The sequence below is a fragment of the Butyricimonas sp. RTP31003st1_G1_RTP31003_210430 genome (assembly GCF_040920905.1).
Classification (GTDB): domain Bacteria; phylum Bacteroidota; class Bacteroidia; order Bacteroidales; family Marinifilaceae; genus Butyricimonas; species Butyricimonas paravirosa.
Map to the genome: position 1 here is coordinate 20,873 of NZ_JBCOSQ010000009.1, position 23,367 is coordinate 44,239.

13 protein-coding genes are annotated in these 23,367 nt (G+C 38.6%); all 13 read right to left on the minus strand.

Annotated features, from left to right (window positions below):
- Nucleotides 1–175 precede the first annotated feature (175 nt).
- Nucleotides 176–3,538, minus strand: coding sequence for a hypothetical protein (locus AB5542_RS04365; protein WP_270544534.1), 3,363 nt, complete (start codon nt 3,536–3,538; stop codon nt 176–178).
- 35 nt (nt 3,539–3,573) lie between these two features.
- Entirely contained in the window at nt 3,574–6,936 is a 3,363-nt protein-coding gene (locus tag AB5542_RS04370) for a hypothetical protein (RefSeq protein WP_368242995.1), read from the minus strand.
- Between the two features lie 39 nt (nt 6,937–6,975).
- Nucleotides 6,976–7,512, minus strand: coding sequence for a hypothetical protein (locus AB5542_RS04375; RefSeq protein ID WP_270544536.1), 537 nt, complete (start codon nt 7,510–7,512; stop codon nt 6,976–6,978).
- Nucleotides 7,509–8,690, minus strand: a complete 1,182-nt coding sequence (locus AB5542_RS04380; protein WP_270544537.1) for a 6-bladed beta-propeller — start codon at nt 8,688–8,690, stop codon at nt 7,509–7,511. The genes AB5542_RS04375 and AB5542_RS04380 overlap by 4 nt, the downstream gene beginning before the upstream one ends.
- Before the next feature lie 25 nt (nt 8,691–8,715).
- Nucleotides 8,716–10,218 carry a hypothetical protein gene (locus tag AB5542_RS04385; protein WP_270544538.1) on the minus strand — a complete coding sequence of 501 codons (1,503 nt, stop codon included), beginning with the start codon at nt 10,216–10,218 and terminating at the stop codon, nt 8,716–8,718.
- A 180-nt stretch (nt 10,219–10,398) separates the two neighbouring features.
- Nucleotides 10,399–10,737, minus strand: a complete 339-nt coding sequence (locus AB5542_RS04390; RefSeq protein WP_270544539.1) for a carbohydrate-binding module family 14 protein — start codon at nt 10,735–10,737, stop codon at nt 10,399–10,401.
- A 65-nt stretch (nt 10,738–10,802) separates the two neighbouring features.
- A complete protein-coding gene (locus AB5542_RS04395; RefSeq protein WP_270544540.1) occupies nt 10,803–11,738 on the minus strand; it encodes a DUF1573 domain-containing protein in 936 nt (311 codons plus the stop codon).
- A gap of 118 nt (nt 11,739–11,856) precedes the next feature.
- Nucleotides 11,857–14,592 carry a TlpA family protein disulfide reductase gene (locus AB5542_RS04400; RefSeq protein WP_368242996.1) on the minus strand — a complete coding sequence of 912 codons (2,736 nt, stop codon included), beginning with the start codon at nt 14,590–14,592 and terminating at the stop codon, nt 11,857–11,859.
- Nucleotides 14,593–14,663: 71 nt separating this feature from the next.
- Nucleotides 14,664–16,022: a TlpA family protein disulfide reductase gene (locus AB5542_RS04405; protein ID WP_118303748.1), complete on the minus strand. Its 1,359-nt coding sequence runs from the start codon at nt 16,020–16,022 to the stop codon at nt 14,664–14,666.
- 105 nt (nt 16,023–16,127) lie between these two features.
- Entirely contained in the window at nt 16,128–17,639 is a 1,512-nt protein-coding gene (locus tag AB5542_RS04410) for a PKD-like family lipoprotein (RefSeq protein ID WP_270544542.1), read from the minus strand.
- A 17-nt stretch (nt 17,640–17,656) separates the two neighbouring features.
- Nucleotides 17,657–18,397: a DUF4843 domain-containing protein gene (locus AB5542_RS04415; RefSeq protein ID WP_027202241.1), complete on the minus strand. Its 741-nt coding sequence runs from the start codon at nt 18,395–18,397 to the stop codon at nt 17,657–17,659.
- 15 nt (nt 18,398–18,412) lie between these two features.
- Nucleotides 18,413–19,903, minus strand: a complete 1,491-nt coding sequence (locus AB5542_RS04420; RefSeq protein ID WP_270544545.1) for a RagB/SusD family nutrient uptake outer membrane protein — start codon at nt 19,901–19,903, stop codon at nt 18,413–18,415.
- Nucleotides 19,904–19,915: 12 nt separating this feature from the next.
- Entirely contained in the window at nt 19,916–23,305 is a 3,390-nt protein-coding gene (locus AB5542_RS04425; protein WP_270544547.1) for a SusC/RagA family TonB-linked outer membrane protein, read from the minus strand.
- Between the last annotated feature and the right edge of the window lie 62 nt (nt 23,306–23,367).

The window sequence follows — 23,367 nt, forward strand, 5'->3', positions numbered from 1 at the left end:
TCATACATCCGCACCAAAATTACAAAAATAATAATATGTTTACCCATCTTTTTAATCTATTTTTTAAATATTTTTTGATAAATATTTAAACGATGTCACAAAATCAATACAATATCTTTAATTTTCCCTCATCAAAAAACGAAGGAAAATTGAAGATATTATACAAAATAAATATTTAACGTCCTCTTCTCACCCATTTCACGGCATCTGCCACAATCATCTGCTTATTCTGCATCATTCGCATACCCCCCTCCGACTTCTCGTCAACCTCTTCCGAACCACCTCCCCGGTCATCCAATACCACCTTTGTCTCTCCTTTCTCCAAATAATACTTCCCTAAAGAAACCCATCCCATCGATTCCTCTGCCGGTTCAACTCGGATTTCATGACTCCCCGATGAATCATACACGGTATAATATATACATGTACCTTTCTTTCTCGCCTGGAAAAGCATTCCCATTTTAAAGAAATCTCCATTATAAAAATATACCTCGTATTCCCCTGCTTCTGGAATCTGAGTTGTCCATTCAGCTTTGTATTTCCCCTCCCCGACACTCTTACAATAAGCATCATGAACCACGGTTCCATAAAAGCGATTATCAACCATTTCCACCCAACGCTCGTAATTTTGTCTTGCTTTATCCCAGGATTTCGGTCCTCCCCGTAATAACGTGAATAACTTCTCCCCTTGAGGCTCGACCAGCTTAAAACCTTTATCCCGATTATTCACGACAATTTCTCCGGGCCGAGGTAAAAAGACCGTTGAATCTGCGGGAAAGACTCCCGTCAAGGTATCTCCTTCAAAAGGACGTATTTCATCTGTTAATACCCATCTTCCCGAAGGAATGTTCTGCACCAGCGGGGAAGTGATCATAAGGCCTCGATAATCCATTTTCACCCGAATCTCCTTACATTCGTGTCCTTGAATTAAAAAACTACGGACTTTTTCCCCTTTTATCCTTGCCGCAGAAACCACAAGCACCCCCTCCACATCACCGGGATTATACACTTTAAAGCGACCATATGCAGATTTACTTCGCCTTCCCTCCCCACCGTCTTCTTCTTCCGGCAATTCAGTCAACACAACATCTTCCAGTAGCAACACAGGCAAATGATCCCTGGTGTACCACGTCCTTAACCGCTCCTTCAAGTCCATCCCGAACTCCTTCATGAATTCCTCACAAAATAGATCTATATCAACTGTTTCAAACAAATGTTCTTGTAAAAAACGATTATAAAAACCATATAACTTCTCCTCTGACAATTTATGTTTCAAATATTCTTTCAACTCGATCGTCTTCCATTCAATAATTTCTCCTAGCAATTCAGGAGACACCCCCTCGTCCGTAAACGCCTGCATCAAACTATGATCTTTCAAATAGGCAGCGACATCCCGAACTCTCTCCGGGGCCTGCATCGCAGCCGGTAATTTATCCACGGGCATCCCGAACATCTTGATTACCTCCTGTATCGCGGGGAACTCCTCAGAACTCATGAAAAAAGTATTCCCAACAAACATCGGAGCTATTTTATATTTCCCCGATTTAAAAATCATCGCAATATCCCCCTTAAAATTATTCATCGCCACAAAATCCCACTCCTCAACAGGTGGTGGTGTGCTCTCGAAATAAAAAGCACTGGCCATCCGTTCCTGCATAAACACGATTCCCGCTTGCAAGTATTCTTCATTCTGAGCCCATCCCCGGTAACGTCTCGAATAAGAAACCGGAGTCTCCATAACGATAAACCATTTATACGGATACCGTCCCGACGGGCTGTATGCCTCCGGGTCTTCCCCCTCGATCTCTCCTCGTTTCCTCCAAACCGCATTTGCCTTTTGCTTATAATCTTCATCCATCTGGCAAACAGTTGACTCCGTCATGTATTTAATATCCCTTATCATGAATTTAAATGCCTTTTCAGGGGCCTCAAATGCCTGAAGTAAAAAATCACTACTTTTATAAAAGAAAATATCATATTGTGTCCCATCTACCTCTATCGAACGATTATCAAACTCCGCGATACTTAAACTGATACCTTGTAAAGCATGATCATGCCGAAAGAAAGTCTTCCCCTCTAAACGCTCCGGTTCCCCTTGTGAAACCGCCATACGCCCGGCAGCATTCTCTACAGTCAAAGAATAACGTGTAAAATCCACTTGTCGATCAAACAACGAAGACAAATGGATCGGTGCCACACTTTGTGGATACCACAAACACTCCGGTTGCAACAACGTCACCTCTTCACCCACGAAAGCCTGCCGATTCCCGAAACGGAAAATACCAACACTATTCGCTTCCGTGTCATAAAACTCCTTATCTGGCAAATCCAGGTAACATACTCCCTCATTTATACCCCCTTCATATTCCATCTCAATCACTAACGTATCTCCCGGCTGTATTATCCGATTGATCTCGACCACTTGTTCGTCACGAGAATATCGGGTTTCCTGCCCTTCACAAGTCAATCGTGAAATCGTCAATGATGGATTCAGATACAAAATAATCGAAGGTATTTCCTTGCCCGTTTTATTACAAATTTCCATTCGACTGGAAGCCTCCATTCCTTTTACCTTCTCTTTAAAATGAATATCATGTTCCAGTATATGCACCTTTACCTTATCCTCACTTCGCACATACGCCTGCCTAAACGCCTCCCGCTGTTTTCCACCTTTGACAAAATACCCTTCATAGCTCACCCCGGCAAAAACAGCAATTACTAGTAACCCGGTTCCTGCCAATCGCAAAATATTTTTCCTTTCCGATTCTCCTGTCAAACGTTCCACGTAAAAAATAGAAAAGCACAATAACGCCCCACCCAAACCCAAGAACACCAATCGTTGTAATAGAAACAACCCTAAATTTGCACTCCCGACTTCAACAGAAAATATAGCGGGAATCGTCCTCGCCAATGGATCCAGCAACCCATGTAATCCTCCCGTACTCCCAACCATACCGGCAATAAGCATCAACAATAACAAAATCGCAAGTCCCTGCGATTTAATCCAATGTACCACAAACATGGATATTCCCAAAAAGAAAACTAAACCCGGCAATGTCAAAGTGAAAAAATAGAATACATACATGCTCACCTCAACACTCCCCTTTGGAGTAAACAAGTGAACCATCAAAGTCACCAGCATGGAAATAATATTCAAGACAACCACCATTCCAGCAAGGCCTAGAACTCGCCCCCACTGTAACTCTCCATTTGTGCAAGGCCGGGTCCATAACGGCTCCATGGTTGTCACTCGTGCTCGTTTCTCCATCTCAGCCACGAAAAACACGATCAAAAGTGCTTGTAAACCATTAAAAAGATAGGCATTCATATAAGGGATACAGGACGGCAACGCTCTCAAATACCACAAATTCCGACCGGAAGTCAATCCATATTCCATTGCACTGTCAACACTACCAATTAAAAACTGGAAACACGAAATTCCCACCACTCCCAAGACTGCAAAAATCAGAAACACCCAACTCCGTCGTAGTAGTCTGGCCTCGTAACGAGCAACCATTATCACTCTCTTAATACTCATGATTAAATATTTTATTAAGCTTATTGCTAATCGTTTCAGTAATCTCTTTTTACCCATTTCACGGCATCTGCCACGATCATCTGTTTATACTGCATCACCCGTGGTTTCCCTTCCTCCTGTATTTTTGATGCTTGCGGAATACCCCGGTCATCCAATACAACTTTAGCCTCTCCCTTTCCAAAATAATATTTCCCCAAAGAAACCCACCCCACAGATTCTTCCGCTGGTTCAACTCGGATTTCATGATCGCCTGATTGATCACATACAGTGTAATACACACTCGTTCCTTTTTTTCTTGCCTGAAAAGCTAAACCCATTTTGAAAAAATCTCCATTATAAAAATAGACCTCATACTCTCCAGACTCAGGTATTTGAGCTGTCCATTCCGCTTTATATTTCCCTTCACCAACACATTTACAATAAGCGTCATGCACTACTGATCCATATAACCGATTATCAATCATTTCTACCCAACGTTCATAATTTCGTTTTGTTTGCTCCCAAGACTTTGGCCCCCCACGTAATAACGTGAATAATTTCTCACCCTGAGGTTCAATCAATTTAAAACCTTCATCCCTATTATCCACAATTATTTCCCCTAAACGAGGTAAAAATACCATCGAATCTGCCGGAAAAATCCCTGTCAACGTGTCGCCTTCCAACGGACGCATCTCATCAACCAACACCAGTCTTCCTGGGGGAACATTTTGGGCCAACGGGAAGTTAATGGTAAGCCCCGGATAATCCTTTTTTAGTCGTATTTCCTTACACTCATGTCCGCAAATTAAAAAACTATTTATTCTCTTTCCTTGTATTTTAGCCCCAGGAACGATAACCAAGCCTTCCAAATCTCCGGGATTATACACTTTAAACCGAGCAAATGCAAGTCCATATCCTCTAACGTTTTCTTCACTTTCATGTAATTTCGACAACACAACATCCTCTAACAATAACACGGGTAAACGATCCCTAGAGTACCATGTTCTTAACTTCCCCTTCAGATCCTGTCCAAACCAATCCATGTATCCCTTACAGAATTGATCTATATCTATCGTTTCAAATAAATGCTCTTGAAAAAAACGATTATAGAAATCATATAACTTATCTTCCGACAATTCATGTTTTAAATATTCTTTCAATTCTATCGTTTTCCATTCAATAATCTCTCCCAACAATTTCGGAGAAACATTTTTATCTGTAAATGCTTGCTCCAAACTATGGTTCCGTAAATAATCCAACACGTCGTTTATTTTCTCCGGAGCTTGTAAAGCAATATTCAATTTATCTATAGGCACCCCCAATGTTTTAATCACCTCATGTATTGCGGGGAATTCATTAGACTTCATAAAAAAAGTATTTCCACTGAACATCGGAACTACATTACAATTCGCCGATTTAAAAATCATTTCAAGATCACCTTTCAGATTATTTCTCTCCACGAGATTCCATTCCTCTACCTCACGCCCTTTTTTCATATCATACTTAACTCCTCTCCAATGAGCAACTCGTTCCGGCAAAAATACTATCCCCGCTTGTTGACGCTCGCCTCCTAAAGCCCAGCCTCGAACTGGTCTACAAAAAGAAATCGGGGTCTCTATTGCAATAAACCATTTATACGGGTATCGTCCGGACGGACTATATGCCTCAGGACTTTCCCCCTCAACTTTACCCTGCATTCTCCATACTTCCTTGGCCTTCTCCTTATAACCATTATCCATTTGACAAACCGTCGACTCTGTCATAAATTTAATATCCCTTATGACTGTTTTAAAAATTTCCTTAGGAGCTTCAAAAGCTCGTACCAAAAAATCACTCCCTTTAAAAAAGAAAATATCATATCGTGTTCCATCTACTTCTATCGAACAGTTCTCGTATTCTGCAATACTTAAACTGATTCCTTGCAAAGCATGATCATGCCGAAAAAAAGTCTTCCCATCTAAACGCTCCGGAATCCCCTGCGAAACAGCCGTACGTCCGACAGCATTTTCCACAATCAGAGAATAACGGGTAAAATCAACTTGTCGATCATATAATGAGGACAAATTAATAGGAGCTACACCTTGTGGATACCACAAACATTCCGGCTGTAACAACGTTACCTCTTCCCCCACGAAAGCCTGTCGGTTCCCAAACCGGTAAATACTGACACTATTTGTTTGCGTGTCATAAAACTCTTTATCTGACAAATCCAAATAACAAACTCTCTCATTTATCCCCCCTTTATATTCAATTTCAATCTTCAGCGTATCGTCTACTTGTACTGTTCGATCAATCTCAACAACCTGTTCATCACGCAAATATCGAGTCTCTTGCCCCTCACACGTCAAGCGGGAAATTATCAAAGATGGGTTTAAGTATAGGATAATCGAAGAGAGTTCCTTACCTGTTTTATTACAGATTTTCATCCGACTGGAAGCCTCCATCCCCTTTACCTTCTCTTTAAAATAAATTTCATGCTCCAGTACATATATTTTAGCCTTATCTTCACTCCGTATATATGCTTGTCTAAAAGAATCTCGCTGCTTTCCTCCCTTAATAAAATATCCTTCATAACTCCCGCCAGCAAAAACAGCAATTACCAACAACCCGATTCCAAGCAATCGCAAAATATTTTTCTTTTCCGATTTTCCAGTCAAACGCTCCTCATAAAAAATCGAGAAAAATAGTAACGCCCCTCCCAAACACATAAACATCAAGCGTTGCAACAAAAACAAACCCAGATTCACGCACCCTATCTCAACAGAAAATATAACAGGGATCGTTCTTGCCAAAGGATCTAACATGCCATGTAACCATCCCGTACTTCCAATCATTCCCGCAATAAATACCAACAACAATAGTATTGCCAATCCTTGAAATTTGATCCAATGTACCACGAACATGGACAAGCCTAGAAAAAAGATTAAAGAAGGTAAGGTTAATGTCAAAAAATAAAACAAATATATACCGGCATCAAAAGCCCACGCTTGAGTGATCACATGTATCGACATTGTAACTAACACCGAAATAACATTCAAAACAATAATCATACATCCTATCCCTAACACTCTTCCCCACATCAGTTCTCCATTCGTGGCAGGTCTTGTCCATAACGGTTCCATCGTTGTTATCCGAGTTCGTTTTTCAATCTCCGACACGAAAAAAACGATCATCAACACCTGCATTCCATTAAAAAAGTAAGCATTCATATAAGGAATAAATGAAGGTAATGCTTTTAAATTCCATATTGACCGCCCCACGTTCAAACTATATTTCATCGCAACAGAGATGTCTCCAACCAAAAACTGGATACATGGAATTCCAATTATCCCCAAAATAGTAAAAATAATAAAGATCCAACTCCGTCGGACCAATCTGGCCTCATAACGAGCAACCGTCATTATTCTCTTCATTTTCATAGCCTACCCTTTTAATTTATACAAATATGATCTTTTCATTTAATCAGTCAACCCCATCAACTCATGGAATTTTACCATATCATTGGACTCGTGAATCGGATCTCCAACTGCTAAAATCCGGTTATCTTCATTTAATAAACAAACCCATCCATCTATATTACCCGAAAAACTATTCAGTTTATTCATCCTGCCTCTCTTATCCATAAAAATTGGTTGTTTAAAATCATTTTGCTCGCAAAGAATTGGCACAATTCTAGGATTCTCAGCATGTACAACCAAAATAAAAGCTACAGAATCTTGATACTTTTTATGAGCATCTATAAATTTACCCCATGAACGTAATTGTAACTTACACTCACAACACCCCGTAGAATCCACATATTTGAACACCTTATATTTCTGATGAAACAGTTCCGGACAAACGGTATCTCGTCCCATTACTTGTGCTTCCAACGTATTAGAAACAATTATCGTTTTCCCAATCCACCTCTCAAATACTTTATATTGTGTTCTTTTACCTGTCTCACAAGCAAAGAAGATCATCATAAAACATAAAAATATACACTTTATCCTCATTCTAATTTAAATTTATACATTACAATTTCTTCGTCATCATAATTACAAGCTCCCCGTGCATAAAACCAAGGGGCAATATATCCAATCACTTCGAAATCACGAGGAACTTCCATATCTGCAATCAAACAATTCCCGGAATAGACTTGCAAGCCATCTTTCATCCCTTTACCTTTTCGGTAACCTCGAAATAAAAAATCTTTATCTGGATTATACAGCATATACCTATAATAACCGTAATTTTCCATATCCTCCCTCATATATTTCTCTGCATCTTCAAGCGATAATGTTTCCCGATAATTGGTATCCATTGCAATCCCTTCAACTCCAAACGACACGAGAGTTGAATCCGTCAAATTCATTTTATAAATCAAAGGGTCTACTTCAAATGAATAATACAATTCATTTCTATTTGTTTCAAACAAAACATTCTTCAAATTAGGTAAATAACTATACTTTCTGTAAACAGGAGAAAATTTACACATCATTCGTTCAACCTTACCACTTTGTAATGACAGAAGAGCTAACGTATAAGTCTCATCATAATAACGTCGAATACGATTACATTCAAATGCATTCAAACTTATATGTTCCGTCGTTATAGGAAAAATCACATGTTGTTCTCCGTAAGCACAAATTCTATTTTTAGCATATTCCACTTCATAGATACCCAGATCTTCAGGATCAGGATTTCTTCGTTGTTCTTCCAAAGAATTTACACTTGTCCATTCTAACATGAAATTTTTTACTTTATTCCAAGCGGTATCGCAAACTGTAATCCCCCATTGTTCATCCATTATAACAAAATCTCCCGAAGGCAGCGCAGTCATGACATCTAATCCATTTAACTCCATTGGGCCTCGTCCCTTTCTATATATCGAACGAACATAATGTCCATCTTTATCATATACCAAAATAGAAGCCTGTAAACAATCAGCGAAATATAACGAGTCTTGATGAGTGAAAAAATTCCCGACCATTGACATTTTATTTCCATTAATTTTTAATGAATCCATATCGATTAATCGATCGATCTTTATTTTTTTCGTTGAAAAATTCGATATCGTGAAATAATCCACCACGTTTTTTTTGTCATCTTGACTTTCCTTACACCCAATCAAAATAACAAATACGCACAAAACTATTTTACTCACAATCCTTGTCTGTAATATGTATTTCATAAACTTGTATTATTATAGGTTTCAATTATTCTTTAAAAAAGTTACTTAGAACTTGATATCTTTTTGCCATAAAACGCCTAAGAAATTTTTCTTCTCCGTGTTTTTTCATATATCCATCGGTAAGCCAAGGAGAAATCAGCAAATAATCATCCTGATAATAAGCCCGGTTACTCATCTTCTTAAACTGTTCATGAATATCCATATACCTGCTTAAATCCTTAAAAGCTTGTTTGGAATCGAGTAATTCCGGTAACCGAGAAAATACTTCAGGACGATACTCCCCCTGGGGATTACAAGTAGCAATTCCTATAGTATATGCCCCACTACCCCCAAGTTGAACATCCAATATCTTTCCGTAGCTTTTACAATAAAAAGCTTCTTTCTCGACTAATTTATTCTCTCCCGGATCTCTCCTTGAAGGTACGGAGCCATATGATTTTTGATCTGTCATCAATTTCTGCCAAGTAGATTTCAAGATACAGCTTTTTACAAAATATTGCCCTTCACTCGTGTATTCAAATTTCAATTTTGCATTTGATACCACAGGTATTTCTTTACGAATAAGTTTTTTTTCCCAATTATAGGCATCACAGCGATAATATTCCACATAATCGAAATCCATCGATTTCAATCTACACGTTTCTCGATCAACAACAAGTATCCCCGCACAATAAAGATCTGTTTTTTTTAGATAATACGCTTGTTTCGTTTTAAATTGGAAAATATAATCATCATTCTCCGATTCTATTTGTTCGAAGGTAAAATATTTCATCTTGTCAAACAATGGTCCGTATCGTTCTATCGCACGCATCAACCAAAATATTTTTCGTACTCCTGACGTATAACATTCATTAACCCTACCCACTCTCTCATGTAAAGGGGTCAACGTATCACATCCATCAGTTCGGAGAGGATAGCTACGAGCCGTATAACGAGGAACAAATCCATATCCCCAAAAAGTAGCGTTTTCTAGTCTCGAATTCACTACTGTAAAGAAACAGCCGTATTCCCTACGATATTCTACCGCTCGCCCCAGACATTCCGTTATTTTCTCGTACTGGCCATCTCCGTAATAACAGTATCCCTTATATTTCTTTTTTCTCTTGATATCTTTTGAAATTTGTTCCAATATCTCATAAGGCGATTGTACACCCACGTAAACGTCATCCAGTAATATTCTTCTTTCTCGCAACACAATTACCTGTCCATCCGCAAGTTGTTGTACCGGCACACGTTTAACTTCAAAACCCAAACAAGAAAACTCAAGAGTATCTCCCGCTACAAGATCTTCCGAGGTAATCCAACACTGTCCGTCATCATTTGTCGAAGTCACAAGTATCCGGTTGCGTTCATTCACCACGTACACGCCAAACAATGGCGTAGACAAGCTATCTGTCACAGTCAAACACAAAGGAATCCCTTGGGCTTTTGAATTCAATACCTGACAGCATAATATTAAAGATAATAATACAACTAAATAATATTTCGCCATTTTACAAGTGTAATTTTTCTGTAATATATAATTCATTACTTCACTTTATTATTATGGAGCGCTCTAACAAATCCTTTTATCAAAATCACCATACTTTCCGACTCCTTCCTTATATGCAAGTAGAACTTCTTCATCAATCATTTTCAGGAAAGTACAAAGAAAAATTATAATATTAATTGTGTAAAATGACTTGTTAAACGCCCCATGATCTCATTGCTACTTACGACAGTCTTTATCTGAATTGCAGCTTGGTCTAAAAGAAATCATATTTCCACTATAACAACCATAAGAACCATTTCTAGGAGTTTTGCACACCTTATACAGCCCCTCTTCCCCCCGTTCGTGTACACACATCTTTAATACCAAATCAAAAAACATTCCCGCAGCACACCACAACAAATATGGAATTCCATTTTCACACTGATAATAAGCCTCATCGTATTCCGTATCTGCAATCAACTCTCCTGACTCTTGGCAAGTTTTCACTGGTTCGGCCCATACTACCATAGACAGCAACAATGCCATACATAAAAATAAAGAAACCAATTTTTTCATACTTTTAATTTTTAAGTAAAACATAAATTAATAAACACAAAGGATATGAATCCTCTATTTCAAACTCATTCTATGCATCCCTTTACATATAGAGGTATAATTCTATCATCTCTATTTATATTTACAAATAATCCCTTCGCAAAAACACCTTTATGCGAAGTATCATATTTCACATTTATATACCCTGTTTTTCCCGGTAACACTGGCTTTTTATCCCAAGTCACCTCCATACAATTACAAGATTTGTGAACATTCTTAATCAAAATAGGGATCGTATCTATATTCTTAAATTCGTAAGAGAAATTGTAATCTTTTCCTCCTTTAACTATTCCACAATCATGTACTTTATCCTTGAATACAATAGCATATTGTAACGTAGCATATTTCATATTTTTACCAGAAATATAAGATAATTCCTCCCGCAGATACTGATACAAAAAATCATTAAACTTGTCATTTATCCGTAAAGCTTTTTCTACATACACAGATGCATTCAAAGAATCATTTTTTACCTGAGCAATTTTTGCAGCTAAATACAAATTATAGAAGTATGAATGAACACTTATCGACTCTTCTATCTCATCTTTAGCTTTTGAATAATCAGCTTTTGAATAAGACAAAAAAGCTTTTGCTGTAGCACTTATCAAATATGAATACGCAGAATCTGTAAGTTGCAATTTGTTTGGCAAATTTGTCTGAAAAATTTCACCTCCAAGTTTTGTTTCTAACTCTTTGTCTGTGATCGCAGCTCCACCAACAATTGATTTCAAATCTCCTTGTGGAGAAAAAACAACTATTATCGGGAACCCGTATTCATGTAGTAATTGAGGTAAAAAATTATATCCTACAACATCTACAGGATTCTCAAAACATTTATACTTCTCTAATAAATGATTTTTCAGATCTTCGTCATCTTGAATCATCTCTTTCAAAATATCACAAGCATGACATTCCCTATGAGTAAGAAGAAACAAAACATCTTTCTCATTCTCTTGTGTCATTGTAAAAACATCTTGAAAGGACATTCTAATAAAAAGTTCTTCCTTCACTTCTGTACATGCACAACAGATCAGTATGAACATAAAAATCAATATCCGCATATATTCAAACATTCAATGTTCATTTTTTATTCAACATCAACTGCAACAACTCTCCCAACACCGGATTAGAAGGTCTCAACGATTCAAAATCAATTACTTTTCCCTCCTTATCCAACAATAGGAATCGTGGTATTCCCCTTAATGCTATTTGTTTCGGGAATGGATCTTTATACCCCTTGTTACATATCAACTGTATTCCATTCATTCCCTTTTCCTTCAAGAAATCCAACCACTCTTTTTTATTTAAATCCATTGAAATAGAAACCCATGTGATCGGTTTCCCAGCGAAACGGTGTTCCATATCTTTAATATAAGGAACCTCTCCGACACAAGGATTACACCCTGTAGACCAAATGTCTATAAACACATATTTTCCTTTAAAATCAGATAACGCAACCCATTCCCCTTTCTCATTCTCAAAAGAAAATTCGCTCAAATCCGTACCGGGTAAAACAGTCTTAAATTCTTGCAAGGACTTTTGTGCTTGTTCCGGCATCTGAGACAACAAGGCTACATTATCAGGACTTTTTACCATCGAACGTGCATTCTCAATCCGATCTTCAATTCCAAATAAATGACCTCGTAAAATCTCCATCCGTAATTGATCCATAATATAAGCTTCCCGCAACTTCTCACTCTTAAGCCCGGCTGCCATATCAGTAATATAACTACCTCGTCCTTGAATTTTTATCATACCCGCGGCTAAACGTGCGTACAATAGCTCCTGCACGCAATCTGTCCAAGACGGATAATTCACTAATTCCGGCAATAATTCTAGTTTTAACACGGCATTCGAATACCCGTTTTTCACAACCGGACGAGGAAAACCTTTACCGATCACCTTTGACGTAGCCACCCTTCCATACATCTTATCCAGTAACACTCCTTGGAAATAGGCAGTCAACATACGTTTCGTTTCCGGTTGCAATGTACTGGCATCAATCTCGTTCTTGATACTCACGTAAATATCATAAGACAGCTTCCCTCGTTTTTGATCAAAAACATCATCTCCATACCCCGGCCAACGATCTGCATATTTTGCATTAAGCTCCGTCAACAAATTATTCAACTCATATTCTCCTCCGGTATAAACAGGTTTATTTCCCTCAAGTACCATCCGATCTCCCGGCTTGGCCCAAACATTCCCAAAAAAAAATTTATAACAAGAGAAATTTATAAATTCGGGTTTCTCCAAAAGAAAGCTCAATTCAAAGCGCCCATCTTTTACTTCTGCCTGCCCTAATGTGTGAGTCATCATTCCGATCTTATGACTGACAGAAACTTGCGTTCCATCCGCAACTCCTTCCATCTTACCACTGATCGTTGTTTTCTTCTGATCATACTGTTTCAGCAACTCTTCCAACTGCATTTTTAATACTGGATCCGACGGACGCCGAGCTTTAGTCATCACCATATTTCCATCGGGATCGATCAAAATGAAACGAGGAATACTTTTCACTTTATACTTCTCGAAGAATGCGTGATTAAATGCATCCGGGGCAATCCCACAAATACCCTTCATCCCGAACTCTTTAACCATATCTTTCCATTTCTGAGTATCGGCTGGTTTATCTGCGGACAAAGAAACAAACACGATTCCTCTTCCTTCAAACTCTTCTTCCAAACGCATCAAGTGTGGAATCTGATATTTACAAGGTCCACACCAAGTAGCCCACACATCAATGAGAACATATTTCCCCTTAAACATATACAATCCCCACTCTCTATCATTCACATCCTTAAACTGGATATTTACCGCTTTCTTCCCTTCCTGATTTACGTCTGATGCCATCAAATCTTGATACTGCTTTTTGTATCCTGCCAATTGTTCTTTTCCCGCTTGAGTTATCACCATATTTTCCACCGATGCGATGACTTTATCCAATTGATACAACCATTGATTACGAATGATATTATCTAATTCCTGCAGGATATAGTATTCACGAACCTCGGCATTCATAATCCGTTCCGCTCTTCGTTGTAAAAAATTGTAGTTGTCATACGTAATTAACCCACAAGCATCCGCCATGTCATAGTAAATCCTCAAAACATCATCAATCCCCGGATATTTCAAATATGCAACATGATTGAACTTCATTTCTTGAAGAAAAACAAATGCCTCTGTAGGAATTTCAACCTTATCACTTGCCAACTGATAATTTTGCAATTGCATTTCCAACCAACTATAATAAATTCGTCTTTCTTGCTCTTCCACGAATAGATCATCTTTCAAATTCGCCTTTGCTAAATCCCCCAATGACTCCAATCCGATATTATCAATCCATTCGATGTACTCCTTCGTGTAAAACATCTTCGGATCCGGAATTCTCTTATCCCGATCCGGCAATTGATAGAACATCATTTCAACCCGATACGTCAAAGCGTTCGGCTTCCCGAAAAACATCTTTTGTGTCCACTGATACAAATAACGATTTATCGCTTTTGAATCTCCGGCGAACTTCCAGTCTTTTTTCCGGACATCCACCGTGACCGTTTCATCCGGCAACACTCTTATCCAAGAAGTCCGATCCCCCGAAATCAAATAAAACAAATCACCACACTCCTTTTCCGGTAGTAAAATCACCGTTTCTTTCATTCCTTTCTCCGGGGCAAAACAAGCTCGCCCTCTTCCCCGGATACTGTTATAAACACAAACATTTTGATCTGCACCTTTAACAACCACTTTTCCCGGTCCTGCCCATAATTCAGAAAAACATAATAGGCTACACACGATAAATAATAAACGATACTTCATAATCTATTCCATTTTAATGAATATACAATTCGGGGGATTTGTTCTCCCTTCACAAATCCCCCGAATCTTATTTATTTTTTCAACTCTTTTTCTAACATTTCTTTCAGCTCCGGTGATGAAGGTCGAGGAGCGTCGACCGACACGACTCGTCCTTGTTTATCAAATACCATAAACCGGGGAATTCCCTTTATCTTGTAATCCTGGGCAATCTTACTCCATCCGGATGCATGTACCTGAACTCCTCCCAACTCTTCCTTTTTAATGAAATCCAACCATTTCTGTTTATCTTTCGCTTCATCCACGGAAACGCCCAAGAATACCACGTCCGTCCCATGCATTTCCTGTTCCAACTTCTTCAAATGAGGGATTTCTCCCCGACAAGGACCACACCAAGTAGCCCACACGTCAACCAACACGACTTTCCCCTTGAAATCGGATAACGACACCTCTTTCCCGTTCACGTCCGGATAGGTAAAATCGGCAGCAATCGAACCGGGAGCCGTGTCATACAACGCTGTCCCGATAGCCTCAGCCCGAGCCTTTAGAGAAGGCGTTACCAAGTATTTTCCATAACGATCCATCAAACTTAGATATTGGTCATAAGACTTCAACCCAGCAAATACATTCCGTAACAAATACTCCCCTTTCAAACGATCTGTCTTCAAATACCCTAAACAAGTGCTTTGATAATCTACCGGATCATACTTTTTACCAGACATCTTATATCCAAAACTTGCATAGATACCGATCATTCGTGCTCCTTGAGGAAACAACAACACATCATCCGTCGTGAACTTATCATCAGATATAATCGTGTTGTAAAATTCCGGCCAATCCTGACGTTCCGGATGAGCTGTTCTGGGAGTCTGCAAAAAGACTGCTGCATAATAGTCCACGTCATAATCAATTTTCTTTTTCAATAAAGCATCAAACTCCGCGTTACCGCTCTTTATCTTCTTTTTAATCGAATCAAGTTTAGAAACAAATACAGTAAATTCAGGGAAAAAGTCCTTATAATTACTGATTGTCAGCATAAAATAAACTGATTTCAAACGAACATCAGCCGCAAAGTCTTCCCATTTATACAAGGCCACGTTCTCTTTAGTATTCTTTCCCGCCAACTCGGCCCTGTTTTCCAAAATATTGATATTGATTTTATCGCCACCTTTTACGTAAACTACAAAATCCATCTGTTTATCATTGCCTACTGTGTAAAACCCCGGCTTTTCCGGGCAAAACAAAAATCCATAAGAACCATCTTCTGCCACCATGGTCGAAGCATAAGAATGTGTCGTCCCATCTTCTACACGATAAAGATGAACTTCCTTCAAGCGATCATTTTTCACGAAACCCTTTATTTCCGTGTACTTTTGTGCATATAGCACCACACCCATACAGGTTAAAAACAATAACAAACTAAATTTTTTCATACTCCCGATAATTATTTAAAATATACTAGTGATTTAGGCGGACAATGGCAAATGCCATCATCCACCTTATTTTCAAGCCAACTGAAAATTCTTTACAAAACGATGTTAGTTACGAAGCATAACATATCCGGCTGTTCCTTTACCGGAATAAACAAACGCAGGCTCCGTTTCGATCTCCGGTGTTTGCCCGATTACATTAAAACGATACAATTTCCAACCCGTCGCACTATTTGTCAATACAACCAAATGATTGAATACCTCATCCGCTGGAGCTCCATATCTACTAGTCGCATTTACAATGTAAACTATTTCTTCTCCCGGAAAACGTTTCAACTCACTTTCACGATTATCTATTTTGACATTCTTATACACCTTCAACACATCACCATCCGCTTCCTTTTTAGAATAATAAATACAACTGGCATATAAAGAAGTTCCCATAACCTTTGTCTCTGGCATTTCACAATGTGCAGGAACAGTATCAATATCAACAATCGGATAACTAGCCATGGAATAAGACATATCAAACACGTAATGCTCATCTTTATTTTTATTCTTCATTACAGCAAATGCAGTAGAGGGATTTCCCTCTTTCCGAACTAACATCCGAATCATATCTACATCCATATTCGTTGGAGAAATTCCACCCTCGGAATCTTCAGGGAACAAATTCATGGAACTACCACTGGACGATGTATTATAGAACGTACTTGTTTTAGTATCAAAAAGCATCACACCATAACTACCCATCACCATATCAGGGTGCACTTCATACAATCCCGGTTTCGCATATCCCAACATTCCGCTATTCGGTGACATACCATAAATTGAATAAACCTTTCCTGCATTAATCGCATAAAAATCAGTGCTATACATTCCACAATTTTCCGGCTTACACACTTCTGGGACTTCATAAAAATAATCTTCATAATTATAAAACAGAGCCATGTTGTCTGCATTAAAGATCTTTATATCCTGATCGCTAAAAACATGAAAAGCTCTTTTATTATTCAACCGAGTCGTTGTTCCATCCGGATTCTGAATCACGGGAGTATAACGGGAAGACTGATATGCCATTTTTACCGGTTTCCCTTTTAACCGTTCTTGTCCAGAAGCGGTGATCAAATTTTCAATCTTCTTCCCATCCATAGAGATATAATCAATATCCGTTTCTCCGTTCTCCTCCTTCATCACGTACCACCCGGTACTTACATCCGATTGAACGGTCATCAACACTTGTTTTCGAACATAGATATCCAACTTGGGATCCCGTAGCTCATAAACCAAATTATAGGTTCCGGATTCATACGTCACTTCAAATGATAAATCTCTCTTCAAGGAAAGTGTATCCCGTTGCGGAGTAAATCCTGCCGTAACCGAAGGAGCTGCATACCACAAATGTATATAACGGGACTCATCATCCATATTCTCTAATACGGGAGTAATATTCAAAGTTGAACGGATTATTACCGTAGTATCTTCAAACCCGGAAATAGTTACAGGAAGTAATTCTTCATTAGAAATATAACTATAATTCCCCCGGTCATCAATACAGGATTGTACTCCCTGAAGAGATGTTATTAAACCTATTCCTATTAATATGTTCTTCAGTTTCATAATCAATTTCATTTTAATCATTCAAAAGTTACCAATGTACCGTCTGCCTCACTTAATGGATCATCCGGATGATTCGTATTATACTCCAATAATTTTTGTTTCACCTTAGAACTCAGATAATTAGTATAATCTGTATTCAAACGATCACCGTCAAAGTCCGAGAATCCGGTATTATCAATAATAAATTTCATTTTCACGGAACCCCAAGTTGGTCCGAAATAATATTTCCAATAGGTATCCCAATTGGTAGGTTTTACCGCCATAGACGTGGTCTTTACAACAAAATTCGTCCAGTCGTCAATTCCTGATCTAAAATACTCATTCTCCCCAATCTTCAACTCAATCCGAACCTCTTCCAATTCCAAAGAAGGATCACGCAAAACGATTAAAGGAAAACTTTTACGTACACTCCCTTTAGGAATCTTTAAATGCTCTAACATTTCCGGATCATCAAAAGCCACAAAATGCTTTCCTGCAATTGCCGATCCCGGTTGTCCAGCATTCGTTTGTTCCAAGATAAAAGGACGATCCGAATCTGTCGGGTACCCCATCGTCAGTATCTCAATAAACACGGTATCCCGCATCTGATCATCCGGTTGGATGAAAAAAGTATGGGCAATGCTATCTCGCTGACCATAAGTTGTATTTTCAAAATACAGGGCCGGATCATTTTCATACTCTAATGCTGAATTTTCTTTACAACTGATTGTACCCACAACCAATAAAAATATCAATATATTCGCAATTACTATTTTCATAATCTCTCTTTTTACTTAATCAAACACACTTTGGCTCTTAGGTATCGGAAGCAGATAAGCTCCTTCCGGAATAGTTTTATTCTTGGGCCAAGTAAATCTGGTAAAATTATGTTTCTTATAGAAAGCCCACATCTGTCCTTCTCCGAAGAATTCTTTCCGATACTCTTTCTCCATCCGGTTCAAAACATCTTGTTCCGTTACAAGTGAATTATCAATAGAAATATCCAGATTCCGAGCGATGCGATATGTTTTAAAATACCCACTAGCCTCAGACAATGGAGAATCTTCCACCAAAATCAAATACATCTCAGCCAAACGAAGTACAGGCACAATATTCAGAGACTCATAAGTATCACTTCCCGTGTATTTTCTAAAATGGTTCACTTTATTGGAATTCTGATAAGTCCTCTCTTCCCAATAACGATTTGCTTTATTTCTTATATCATCCGGATGTATTGTACTTTCATACGCTGTATTAATATAAGCTACAGTCTGTCTCAAACTTGCATCATCATCCTTAAATAAAGGTTGTAAGATCGTTTGATGTTGTGGATTATGTACCCCGAAAAGATGTTCACATTTCATTACCAAGTTTGTACCGGCTGTGGATAAACTATATGTTGACTCCGTGGCAAGTTCAAATTTAGATGTTCCATCTTCATTTTTAGCTTCAATTACCTCTTTCGCAAACTTTATCGCATTCTCTTTATCACCAATCCAATGATAGTAACGAGCTTTAGCCCCCTTCACTGCATAGTAATTAAAACGAACTTGCCGATAAAATTGCCACTCGTCTTGAGGCTTACCTTCCCAATCGTACGCAGGTTGATTCAATTGCTTATTTGAACCCACTAAAATCGGATCTTTCTCCAAAAGTTTTTCTGCAGCATCCAAATCCCGAATGATCTTCTCACACACTTCTTTGTAAGTGATCGTATGCAGTTTACCGGGATCTTTCGTCATCTCTTCCTGATAAGGAATTGCAGGAGCACTAGATACACCATCCCCTGGAATAGGCCCAAATAGACGTAACAATTCTAAATGAAGGAATCCCCGCAATCCTAGAGCTTCCCCTTTGATCAATGCCTCATTCCCATTTGTAAAAGTTACTCCGGTTGTTTCTAGATTTCCCAACACATTATTCAAATGCACGATACATTGATAATACTTTTTCCAAAGTTTTTCAATAGCCTCTTCCGACTTTTCATGTGTATAGTCAAATGCACAAATATTATAAATCAAGGAGGTTTTATCCGTTGAAATTGTCCAATGTTGTGCTAACATCTCAGGTAAATACATGGACGCATCCCGGCCATAAAGTTCTTTGGCTGCCAATTGGATATACGCTCCCGTCAAAGCACTCTTAAACCCTTCTTCATTAGCATACATATCATCCTCTTTCATTTCATTCCGCGGCCGTACATCCAACCAATCACTACACCCTGCACCGATTACCAATAATAATAACAGGATACAAGCATATCTCTTTTGTATCAAATTTCTCATAATCATACTCTTTTAAAATCTAACAGATAAAGACACTGAAAACTTGCGAGAGAAAGGATAAGATAAACCTCTCTCCTGTTTTATGGATGAAATTCTAAACACATCTTCCATGTAACCCGTTATGGTTAAGTAAGAAATGCCTACTTGATCCAGCCACTTAGCCTCCCAATCATATCCTAAAGAAATGGAACGGCATTCCAATGTATTCTCGTCCATCACGAAACGACTTGTTGCATTTGTCGCCGTAAAATCCCGTACTCCCTTAAAGAAAGCATTATCTCCCGGATTTTTCCAACGATCATATAATACACGTTTATCTGCATTATCATAAGGCTTGATATTCTCTACTTTACTAACTAACGTGTAATTATACATTTGTCCACCATAACGATAACCAAATATGGCATTCAACGTTATTCCTTTATACCGGAACATCGTATTTAAATTACCCCATATTTTCGGCTCATTAATACCACAAGGTACTTTATCTTTCGCATCCCAAGTATACGTCTCCGTCCCATCTTTCTTTATATATATTTCTTTACCGTTACTAGGATCTATCCCTTTAGATTTTACGGCGAAAATCGTATTCATAGATTGTCCTTCCTCGTACATGAAACTCGGATTCCCCCCATCTTCTGAACTCATCTGATCATTCAAAAATTCCAACGAATTTGAAATCTTTTTAATTTCATTCTTATTATGAGCCAAAGTACCTCCGACCAACCAGGCCAAATCCCGTTTTGTATCCCGAAGCACGTAAACATTCACTCCTAATTCGACACCTGTATTGGCAACCTGTCCCACGTTAGCCTTATAACTTCCAAAACCACTGGATGATGGTAACGTGATATCCGACAACAAATCATCTGTTACTTTGTTATAATAATCTGCATTGACACGAATCCGCCCATTAAAGAATTCCAATTCAGCACCCACATTCAATTGTTTGGTTTTCTGCCATCCTAAATCGCTATTTCCCATGGCCATCAAATAGACTCCATACCAACCTTGATAACTCGAACCTCCATAATCTTTAAAGGTTGTCATTGCCTGATAGGAATTAAATGCCTGAGAACCGGATGTTCCGTAAGAAAGTTTCAAACGAGCAACATTCAACAAATTATTATCCATCATAAATGCCTCATGATGCAAGTTCCAACCAATTCCGACAGACCAAAATGGTGCATAACGGTTATCACTACCAAATTTAGATGATCCTTCTATCTTGAATGAGGCATCTATAAAATAACGACGATCATAAGTATAATTCACGTTAGCGATTCCTCCCATCCGTCGAGAAAAACCTTCTGAACTTTGTGGATGACCATCTTTTTCATACATACTGGCCATACCGAGAAAATCCATATTAACATTAGAAATCCCTTCTGCCAAAATAGTGAAAAACTCGTTCTTTTCTTGAGCAAAATTATATCCTAATCCCACGTACAACTGGTGTTTCTCCATAAAATTCTTGGAATAATTCAACGTGAAATCTGCCTCATAATTGAAAGCTTCACCTGTGCCATACGAATAAGTTCCTTTCCGTCCATAATCATCTTCCGAGTAATTGTCAAAATCAGTATGTTTAGCCGATTTATACACATCTGTACGATCCGTCTTTGAAGTAATCCCCAAACGCCCGCGGACAAACAACTCCGGTAAGATATGCCATTCTATCGCAAAATTATTTTGGATTTGCGTGTACCGACTCTCATCCTTACTGGGTAACTTCGCATTATAAAGTGGATTATATACAAAATTTCTCCTATTAAGGCTATTATAGTAGTAATCCTCTAACACTTTTATCAAATTCCCTTCTTCATCATAAGGAGTCCAATAAGAATTAATTTTCGCAAAATCATTAAATGTTCCATAAGGAGAATTATATGAACGGTTAGAAGAAACTTGTAAATCATTTTGGAATGTCAAGTTTTTATATTTGTATGAAAGAAAAACATTCCCGTTAAATGTTCTCCGGTTTGATCCTTTCATGGCACCGGCAATATCATTATACGACAAACCGACCGAATAACGATAAACTTCATCTCCACCTTCAAAACGTAAACTATGTTTATGTCCCACGCCTGTTCTCACAGGATATTTCAACCAATACGTATTCACTCCCCGCTCGGCATCCATCTTACGTTGATTATACAAATCCCATAGCTCTTGTGTTTGATTGGCATTTGTATTCTCATACAATCCGGCAGCCCACTCGTACTGCAATTTCTCTCTGGCATCCAGTAAGTCGTAAGATGTCAAGTCCGGCGCCTCAATATTCAAACTACCTTTGTAAGTTACCCGGATACGTCCCGCTTCCGGCTTTTTCGTCACGATAACTACAACACCATTCGCTCCACGAGTTCCATACATCGCTGTAGCACTGGCATCCTTCAAAAGAGTAATACTCTCCACTTGATTCTCATCCAAGTCCATCATTCGTTCCAAAGTAATCTCAAAACCGTCCATGATAAACAAGGGTTGGTTTGTAGATTGCGTACTCCTAGAATCTTCCTGCAAATCTCTTACACCGACATCCAGACTGGAAGAACCACGTACTGTAATATCAGGTAATTTATTCGGGTCCGAACCAATATCAATATTGTCCGCAATATTAAAACTTGGGTCAATATTCCGGATAGAAGACACCAGATTCCGATTTCCAACCCGTTGGAGATCTTTCGCAGTAATTGTAGTTACCGCCCCCGTGTAACTCTCTTTTGCTTTCGTGAAAATACCGGTAACAACCACCTCATCCATTTCCGTCACATCTTCTTTCAGGACAATCGTGATCGGTTTGTCATTTTTCACCTGAAATTCTTGAGTCTTGTAACCCACGAAGGAGAAAATTAAAACCACCGTATCCTGTTTTGGAAAATCAAACTTAAATTTTCCATCAATATCCGTCACGAATCCCAATTGCGTGTTTTTTATCCGAATCGTTACTCCGGGCAAAACCTCACCCTTCACGTCCTTAACTACTCCGGAAACAGACATCTTTTGAGGAGCTTTCTGTTTTGTCGTGTCAACCGCCACACCCCGTTGGATCACGATCGTGTGATTATTCATCAAGCGATAGCTCAAATTTGTTCCTTGCAGACATTTATCCAACACAACCTTAATATCCGTTTCTCGGAAATTCAGATTTAAACCTCCAATTTCGGCAATATGCCGATCCTCATAAAGAAACGTGTATTCCGTGTTTGCTTCTAACAGACGGATCACACTCTCAAAAGAAGCGTCTTTCACAGACAACGTCACTTTTACTTCTTGGCTGTACACCGCAGCCGTCAGCTGCATTGCGGACACGCACATAAACAGGACGATAAACCTCATAATCAACCATGTTTTTAATAACCTTCTTTTCGGGAGAAGATGTACAATTCGCTTTTTTTTCATACATTTGTATTTTAAGTAAAACAATGCCAGTCACACTGGTACTAAAGGTGGAATAGTGCAAG

What these genes read in the sequence shown, in the direction of transcription:
- AB5542_RS04365 (WP_270544534.1), bottom strand. Translation starts at nt 3,538, where the DNA reads ATGAGTATTAAGAGAGTGATAATGGTTGCTCGTTACGAGGCCAGACTA.
- AB5542_RS04370 (WP_368242995.1), bottom strand. Translation starts at nt 6,936, where the DNA reads ATGAAAATGAAGAGAATAATGACGGTTGCTCGTTATGAGGCCAGATTG.
- AB5542_RS04375 (WP_270544536.1), bottom strand. Translation starts at nt 7,512, where the DNA reads ATGAGGATAAAGTGTATATTTTTATGTTTTATGATGATCTTCTTTGCT.
- AB5542_RS04380 (WP_270544537.1), bottom strand. Translation starts at nt 8,690, where the DNA reads ATGAAATACATATTACAGACAAGGATTGTGAGTAAAATAGTTTTGTGC.
- AB5542_RS04385 (WP_270544538.1), bottom strand. Translation starts at nt 10,218, where the DNA reads ATGAATTATATATTACAGAAAAATTACACTTGTAAAATGGCGAAATAT.
- AB5542_RS04390 (WP_270544539.1), bottom strand. Translation starts at nt 10,737, where the DNA reads ATGAAAAAATTGGTTTCTTTATTTTTATGTATGGCATTGTTGCTGTCT.
- AB5542_RS04395 (WP_270544540.1), bottom strand. Translation starts at nt 11,738, where the DNA reads ATGACACAAGAGAATGAGAAAGATGTTTTGTTTCTTCTTACTCATAGG.
- AB5542_RS04400 (WP_368242996.1), bottom strand. Translation starts at nt 14,592, where the DNA reads ATGAAGTATCGTTTATTATTTATCGTGTGTAGCCTATTATGTTTTTCT.
- AB5542_RS04405 (WP_118303748.1), bottom strand. Translation starts at nt 16,022, where the DNA reads ATGAAAAAATTTAGTTTGTTATTGTTTTTAACCTGTATGGGTGTGGTG.
- AB5542_RS04410 (WP_270544542.1), bottom strand. Translation starts at nt 17,639, where the DNA reads ATGAAACTGAAGAACATATTAATAGGAATAGGTTTAATAACATCTCTT.
- AB5542_RS04415 (WP_027202241.1), bottom strand. Translation starts at nt 18,397, where the DNA reads ATGAAAATAGTAATTGCGAATATATTGATATTTTTATTGGTTGTGGGT.
- AB5542_RS04420 (WP_270544545.1), bottom strand. Translation starts at nt 19,903, where the DNA reads ATGAGAAATTTGATACAAAAGAGATATGCTTGTATCCTGTTATTATTA.
- AB5542_RS04425 (WP_270544547.1), bottom strand. Translation starts at nt 23,305, where the DNA reads ATGAAAAAAAAGCGAATTGTACATCTTCTCCCGAAAAGAAGGTTATTA.